The sequence below is a fragment of the Streptomyces sp. MS19 genome, from assembly GCF_047200595.1.
Lineage (GTDB): Bacteria > Actinomycetota > Actinomycetes > Streptomycetales > Streptomycetaceae > Streptomyces.
Genome location: NZ_JBJZOH010000050.1, coordinates 21,583 through 28,714, shown reverse-complemented (window position 1 = coordinate 28,714; position 7,132 = coordinate 21,583). Strand labels below are relative to the sequence as shown.

The window sequence follows — 7,132 nt, the reverse complement described above, 5'->3', positions numbered from 1 at the left end:
CGCCTTCCGTCAGAGTGCCGACAGCTCGTCCACCAGGTCGTCGAGACCCAGCGAACCCTGAGACAGCGCCGCCATGTGCCACTTCTTGGCGTCGAACGCGTCGCCGTGCGCCGCGCGCGCCGCCTCGCGGCCCGTCAGCCAGGCGCGTTCGCCCAGCTTGTAGCCGATGGCCTGCCCCGGCATGCCGAGGTAGCGCACCAGCTCGGAGGCCACGAAGTCGGCGGGACGCCCGCTGTGCCGCCCGAAGAACTCGTGCGCCAGCTCAGGGGTCCACGTCTCGCCCGGGTGGAACGGCGAGTCGTCCGGGATCGCCAGCTCCAGGTGCATGCCGATGTCGATGATCACGCGGACCGCGCGCATCATCTGGCAGTCCAGGTAGCCGATGCGCTGCTCGGCGTTCTCCAGCAGCCCCAGCTCGTCCATCAGCCGCTCCGCGTACAGCGCCCAGCCCTCCAGGTTGGCGCTGACGCCGCCGACCGTCGTCTGGTAGCGCGAGAGCCGGTCCGCGACGTACACCCACTGCGCGAGCTGGAGGTGGTGGCCGGGCACGCCCTCGTGGTACCAGGTGGAGACCAGGTCGTACACGGGGAACTTCGTCTCGCCGAGCGTCGGCAGCCATGTGCGGCCCGGCCGGGAGAAGTCCAGCGACGGGCTCGTGTAGTACGGGGCCGCCGCGCTGCCCGCGGGCGCGATCATCGACTCGACGCGCCTGACCGGCTCGGCCAGCTCGAAGTGCGTGCCGTCCAGCGTCTCGATCGCCCGGTCCATCAGGGACTGGAGCCACTCCCTGACGTCGGCGATGTCCACCGTCTCGCCCGCGGTGTCCAGGTGCTTCAGCGCCTCCCAGGGAGTGGCGCCCGGCAGGATCTTCGCCGCCTCGGCGGTCATCTCCGCGTGCAGCCGGTGGAACTCCGACCAGCCGTACGCGTACGCCTCCTCCAGGTCGAGGTCCGTGCCGTTCCAGTAGCGCGCCCACCGGGCGTAGCGCTCACGGCCGACGACCTCGGGGCCGCCCTCGACGGCGGGCGCGTACACGTCCCGCAGCCACGCGCGGAGCGCGACGAGCGCGTCGGTCGCGGTCAGCGCCGCCGCGTCCAGCTCTCCGCGCAGGGCCTCAGGTCCGTCGGCGACGAAGCCGGTGAACCAGCTCGTGCCGCCGTCGTCGTCGCCGATCCACTCGTCCAGCTGCCCGATCACGGTGGCCACCTGGCGCGGGCCCGCGTGCAGCGAGCGCGCCAGCCCCTCCGCGAGTGAGGCGCGGTAGCCCTCCAGCGCGGCGGGCGCGGCCCGCAGCCGCCGGGCGATGGCCGCCCAGTCCTCATCCGTCCCGGTCGGGGCGACGGTGAACACGTCGCGCACCGAGTGCAGGGGGGAGAACATGTTGCTCACCGCGCGCAGCGGCTCCCCGGCGTCGTGCACGGCCAGCTCGGCCGTCAGCCGCTCGCGCAGCAGGCGGGCGCAGCGGCGCTCGATGTCCGCGTCCGCGCCGGGGAGCTTCTCGGCCTCGGCGAGCCGGGCGAGGGTGCGCCGCTTCAGGTCGGCGACGGCCCCCTCACCGGCGGGGGAGAAGTCCGGCAGCGCGTCCGCCGACGCGGCCACCCCCAGGTAGGTGCCGAGCACGGGGTCCAGCTCGACGAGGGAATCGACATACGCGTCGGCGAGGCGACGGGGAAGCCAAGTTGTGGGATCTTCTGACATGGCCCCCATCCTGGTACGGAAGGGGCCGGTTCGTCACGCCCCTCTCCGCCCCTGACATGCCCGGATGCCCCGCCGGGCCGCCGTCCGCCGTCGCGCGCTGTCCGGCTCAGCCACCGGCCGGCAGAGGCAGGGCGGCGACGGGCGGTGCCGTGACCCGGGTGCTGAGAACGAGAGTTCCCCCCTCCGCATGCCGTTCCAGCGGCAGGCCCGTGCCGCGCATCAGGGCGAGCATCGCGGCGTCGGACGTCCTCGTCACGGTGTATACGATCTCGCGCCGTTCGCGCAGGGCGATCGCCAGCAGCGACCGCAGCAGTGCCCGCCCGATGCCACGCCGCTGCCACTCGTCCTCGACCAGCAGCGCGATCTCGGCCTCGTCGTCGTCCCAGAGGAGGTGGCCGAGGCCGACCACGCGGCCCGGGGCGCTCTCCGCCGCAAGGCTCCGGCCGAAGCGCGGGCTCAGCAGGTGCCCCAGGTACCGGTCCGCGTCACCGGCGGGGCCCGTGTAACGCCGGGTGAGGGTGTGGGTCGAGCAGCGGGCGTGCATCGCCCGTGCCGCCGGGATGTCGGCCGGACCGGCCGGCCGCAGCAGCACAGGGGTTGCCGTGCCGTCCGCGCCGTCGGTGACCAGCCGTTCCGATCCGCCCCAGGTGTCCGGCGCACAGGACCGGCCCGACCGGTAACCGCCCATGGTGTCGGGGGCGGAGCGGCGCGGGAGGCGGATCGAGCTGTGCTGTGCGTCGCAGTCTGCCATGCCTGCACTGTCGTCCTCGGTTATTGCGTGATCACGAACGGCCTGTGACCGGAGAGTAAAGGCGGCTTAGGGGGCAATTGTTCCTCTCGCTCCAGCCCCACCCGCCCCTCCGCACAGGCGCACCGGCGCACTCTGATGAGATGGACGCGTGGCAGACGAGAGCACCGGCGGCGCCGGTCCCGGAACGGACCCGCTGCACGTCTTCGAGACACACAGGTCCCTGCTGTTCGGCGTCGCCTACCGCATGCTCGGCAGGGTCGGGGACGCCGAGGACGCCGTGCAGGAGTGCTGGCTGCGCTGGTCGTCCGCCGACCGGGCGGCGGTGCGCGAGCCGCGCGCATACCTGGTGCGCGTCGTCAGCAGGCTCGCCGTCGACCGCATGCGGCAGCTCGCCGCCCGCCGCGAGACGTACGTCGGCTCCTGGCTGCCCGAACCGCTGCCGACCGACCGGGCGGTCGCCTCCCCGGCGACCGCCCCGGACGGCGCGGACCGCGTCGTGTTCAACGAGACCGTCTCCTACGCCGTCCTCGTCGTCATGGAGTCCCTGTCGCCGCTGGAGCGCGCGGTGTTCGTGCTGCGCGAGGCGTTCGGTCTCGCGCACGCGGAGATCGCGGAGGTCCTCGGCCGCGACGAGGCCGCGGTCCGGCAGCTCGCCGTCCGCGCGCGGCGGCACGTGGCCGAACGCCGCCCGCGCTACGCCGTCGACGCCGCCGCGCAGCGCGACGTGACCGAGCGTTTCCTCGCCGCCGCCCTGGACGGGAACCTCGCCGGTCTGCTGGCCTGCCTCGCCCCGGACGTCACGCTCGTCACCGACAGCGGCGGCCTCGCGCAGGGCCCGCTGCGCGACATCACCGGCGCGGACAAGGTCAGCCGCTTCCTCATCGGCATCAGCGGCAAGGCGCCCGCCGCGGCCGCGTACGAACTCGTCGCGCTCAACGGCGGCTTCGGCCTCCTCGTCACGAGCGCGGGCCGTCCGCACAGTGTGTTCCAGCTGGAGGTGGCCGACGGCCGGGCGCTGCGCGTGCTCGTCCTCACCAACCCGGAGAAGACCGCGCACCTCGCGCAGGGCTGACGGACGGGGCGTCAACGGCGCGCCGGTGCCCGGCCGTTCGGGCGCTCCGCCCCGCGCGCCCGTTCCCTTCCCGCATACCGGAACGATACGGGCGGTCGCCGGCGATCTCACCCCTCGGATTGGTCTTGACCAAGGTCCCGGGCCGCCGTAGTGTCCGCACATACGCAACAACCTTTCATAATGGCGTCATCGGCCCCCGCGCCCGTGGCGCCCTGTTCATGACCGCCTGCCGGCGGCGGGACGATCACGGGAGGCAAGGGTGGGGACCACACAGCTCGGCCGGCCGGAGGCGGACGGGCGGACGGAGGCGGGCAGGTACGGCGAGCCCAAGTACTGGCACCTCAAGACCGTGCTGACCGCCGCGCTCGACTCGGAGTTCAGCGTCGGCCAGTCGCTCCCGGACGAACGGACGCTCGCCGCGCGTTTCGGCGTCGCCCGCGCCACCCTCAGGCAGGCGCTCGACCAGCTGGAGCTCGAAGGCCGCCTCCAGCGCCGCCGCGGCATCGGCACCACCGTCGCCCCGCCCCGCGTCGGCGTGGACGTCAGCCCGCGCGACCAGACACTGCCCGGCGGCCCCGGTGACACCTGGACCACCGCGGACGGCGGGACCGCCCCGCCCCCGCCCGCCGTCGCGCGCCTCCTCGGCACCGAGCCGGGCGTCACCGCGCGCGTCGCCCACCGCAGCCTCCTCAGCCAAGGCCGCACGGTCGCCATCGAGCACGTGTACGTGCCGGGCACCGGGGGCACGCCCGGCGAACGCGGCGGCGCGCTCGCCCTGCTCCACGCCCTCGCCCCGGACGGCCAGGACCGCGCCGTCGAACTCGGCTCCGCCGGCGCCGACGAGGCCAGGCGCCTCGACCAGCTCCCCGGCGCCCCGGTCCTCGTCGTCACGACCCGCTACCTGCTCGACGGCCGCACCGTCGCCGCCGCCGTGGCGACCTACCGCGCCGACACCTGCCGCCTCACCTTCGGCGGCAGGCAGCCCGTCACCGTTCCTGGCGAGTGACCCGCTCGGGCAGCGCGAACAGCTCCTCCTCCACGCGGTCCAGCGCCAGGCGCAGCGCGCCCAGCGGCACGGCCGCCGCACCGAGCACCGACGCCACGACGCGCGGCGTCCGCAGGCAGTAGCGCTCCAGCCGCGCCCGGAGCGGTTCGACCACCCAGTCGAGCCCGGCGGCCCAGCCGCCGATGACCACCAGCTCCGGGTCGAGCGCCAGGACCAGCGCCGCCACGTCGTGCACCAGCCGGTCGAGGAAGCGCTCCGCCGCCTGCGCCGCGCCCTCGTCCCCGGTCCGCGCGCGGGCGAACACCCGCGCCACCGCCTGCTCGTCCAGCGGCACGAGGGGCTCGACCGACGTCGACAGCAGCCGCTCCGGCGTGGCCTGGCGGCCCAGCAGGTGCAGCGCGCCGATCTCCCCGGCAGCCCCGCCGTGCCCACGGTGCAGCCGCCCGCCGATCAGCGAGCCGGCCCCCGGGCTGAGTCCGGCGAGGACCATCACGACATCGTCGGCGCCGACCGCCGCGCCGAGCCAGCGCTCGGCGAGCACGGCGGCGTTCGCGTCGTTCTCCACCTGCACCGGGCAGCCGAGCGCCTCGCCGAGCCGCTCGCGCAGCGGGAGGCCCGTCCAGCCGGGCAGCGCCGTGCCCAGGCACACCGAGCCGTCGGGCCCGACGATCCCGGGACTGCCCACACCGACCGCCCGCAGGGTGACCCCCGGACCGCCGTGCCCCTCCAGCAGCTCCGCGGCCGTCCGCGCCGTGCACGCGAGCCGCTCCTCGGCGGGCGCGGCCGTGGACACCTCCCGCACGAGCGTCCCGAGCCGCCGCCCCGCCAGGTCGGACAGCACGACGGCCACCCGCCGCGCCCCCACCTCGACGCCGAGCACGTGCCCGGCCTCGGCCCTGAACCGGAAGCGGCGGGCGGGCCGGCCGAGCCGCCGCGTCCCCGCCGCCACCGCGGGCTCCTCGGACGCGGCCACGAGGCCCGACCGCGCCAGCCCGTCGAGCACGCCCTCGACGGTGGGACGCGACAGCCCCGTGGCACCGGCCAGGTCGGTCAGCGACCGGGGCGTGCGCCCCGCCTCGCGCAGCGCGCGCAGCACCACCGCCGAGTTGATCCGGCGCAGCAGCGACGGGTCCCCGCCCACGATGCCGCCCACGGCGCCCGCGTCCCCGTGCTCAGAGGATCGCGCCGGGCCGGTAGCCCGCCGCCGCCGGATACCGCTTGACGACGTCCTCGATCCGCGCCACCACCGCCGCGACCTGCCCGGCCGCCGCGCCGGTGAACGACAGCCGGTCGTCCATCAGCGCGTCGAGCCCCGCCCGGTCGAGCGGTACGCGCTCGTCCGCCGCGAGCCGGTCGAGCAGTTCGTTGCGCTCCGCGCCCTCCCGCAGCGCCAGCGCGGACGCGACCGCGTGCTCCTTGATCGCCTCGTGCGCCGTCTCCCGGCCGACACCGGCGCGCACCGCGGCCATCAGCACCTTCGTGGTGGCGAGGAACGGCAGGTAGCGGTCCAGCTCGCGCGCGACCACGGGCCGGAACGCGCCGAACTCGTCCAGCACCGTCAGGAACGTCTCCACCAGCCCGTCGAACGCGAAGAACGCGTCGGGCAGCGCCACCCGCCGCACCACGGAACAGGACACGTCGCCCTCGTTCCACTGGTCGCCGGACAGCTCCCCGGTCATCGACGCGTAGCCGCGCAGGACGACCGCGAGGCCGTTGACCCGTTCACACGACCGGGTGTTCATCTTGTGCGGCATCGCCGACGAGCCGACCTGGCCCGGCTGGAACCCCTCGGTGACCAGCTCCTGCCCGGCCATCAGCCGGATCGTCCTGGCCAGCGACGACGGCGCGGCGGCCAGCTGCACCAGCGCCGTGGTCACCTCGAAGTCCAGCGAGCGCGGGTAGACCTGCCCGACCGAGGTGAGGACCTGGCCGAAGCCCAGGTGGCCCGCGATCCTGCCCTCCAGCTCGGCCAGCTTGCGCTCGTCGCCGCCCAGCAGGTCCAGCATGTCCTGGGACGTGCCGACCGGGCCCTTCACTCCGCGCAGCGGGTAGCGGGCCAGCAGGTCCTCCAGGCGCCCGAACGCCACCAGCAGCTCGTCGGCCGCCGTGGCGAAACGCTTCCCCAGCGTGGTGGCCTGCGCCGGGACGTTGTGCGAGCGGCCCGCCATCACCACCTCGCCGTACTCGGCCGCCAGGTGCCCGAGCCGCGCGAGCAGAGCCACCGTGCGGTCGCGCACCAGCTCCAGGGACAGCCGGACCTGGAGCTGCTCGACGTTCTCCGTCAGGTCGCGGGACGTCATGCCCTTGTGCACCTGCTCGTGCCCCGCCAGTGCGTTGAACTCCTCGATGCGCGCCTTCACGTCGTGCCGCGTGACCCGCTCGCGCTCCGCGATCGACGCGAGGTCCACCCGCTCCAGCACCCGCTCGTAGTCCGCGACCGCGCCCGCGGGCACCGGGACGCCCAGCTCGTCGAGCGCCCGCAGGACCGCCAGCCACAGGCGGCGTTCCAGCACCACCTTGTGCTCGGGGGACCAGAGCCCGGCCAGGTCCAGGGAGGCGTAGCGGGCGGCCAGGACGTTCGGAATGCGGGGCTTGTCAGTCACGC

The 7,132-nt window shown here is 74.9% G+C and carries 6 protein-coding genes; 2 read left to right on the top strand and 4 right to left on the bottom strand.

Annotation, left to right across the window (positions count from 1 at the left end; all coding sequences use genetic code 11):
• Positions 1-9: 9 nt before the first annotated feature.
• Together ACL02R_RS27605 and ACL02R_RS27600 are read right to left on the bottom strand one after the other, a co-directional pair.
• Positions 10-1,698: a DUF885 domain-containing protein gene (locus ACL02R_RS27605; protein ID WP_412799680.1), complete on the bottom strand. Its 1,689-nt coding sequence runs from the start codon at positions 1,696-1,698 to the stop codon at positions 10-12.
• 106 nt (positions 1,699-1,804) lie between these two features.
• On the bottom strand, positions 1,805-2,449 hold the full coding sequence (locus tag ACL02R_RS27600; RefSeq protein WP_412799679.1) for an N-acetyltransferase family protein: 645 nt from the start codon (positions 2,447-2,449) through the stop codon (positions 1,805-1,807).
• A 148-nt stretch (positions 2,450-2,597) separates the two neighbouring features.
• Here ACL02R_RS27600 and sigJ point away from each other — a divergent pair, with 148 nt between their 5' ends.
• Positions 2,598-3,521: an RNA polymerase sigma factor SigJ gene (gene sigJ, locus ACL02R_RS27595; protein ID WP_412799678.1), complete on the top strand. Its 924-nt coding sequence runs from the start codon at positions 2,598-2,600 to the stop codon at positions 3,519-3,521.
• Positions 3,522-3,780: 259 nt separating this feature from the next.
• Positions 3,781-4,527, top strand: a complete 747-nt coding sequence (locus ACL02R_RS27590) for a GntR family transcriptional regulator (protein ID WP_412799677.1) — start codon at positions 3,781-3,783, stop codon at positions 4,525-4,527.
• Here the strand turns inward: ACL02R_RS27590 and ACL02R_RS27585 are convergent.
• Positions 4,508-5,680, bottom strand: a complete 1,173-nt coding sequence (locus ACL02R_RS27585) for an ROK family transcriptional regulator (protein ID WP_412799676.1) — start codon at positions 5,678-5,680, stop codon at positions 4,508-4,510. The genes ACL02R_RS27590 and ACL02R_RS27585 overlap by 20 nt on opposite strands.
• 19 nt (positions 5,681-5,699) lie before the next feature.
• The gene (purB, locus tag ACL02R_RS27580) at positions 5,700-7,130 is read right to left on the bottom strand and encodes an adenylosuccinate lyase (protein WP_412799675.1); all 1,431 of its coding nucleotides are present in this window, start codon (positions 7,128-7,130) and stop codon (positions 5,700-5,702) included.
• Positions 7,131-7,132 lie beyond the last annotated feature (2 nt).

What these genes read in the sequence shown, in the direction of transcription:
- ACL02R_RS27605 (WP_412799680.1), bottom strand. Translation starts at nt 1,698, where the DNA reads ATGTCAGAAGATCCCACAACTTGGCTTCCCCGTCGCCTCGCCGACGCG.
- ACL02R_RS27600 (WP_412799679.1), bottom strand. Translation starts at nt 2,449, where the DNA reads ATGGCAGACTGCGACGCACAGCACAGCTCGATCCGCCTCCCGCGCCGC.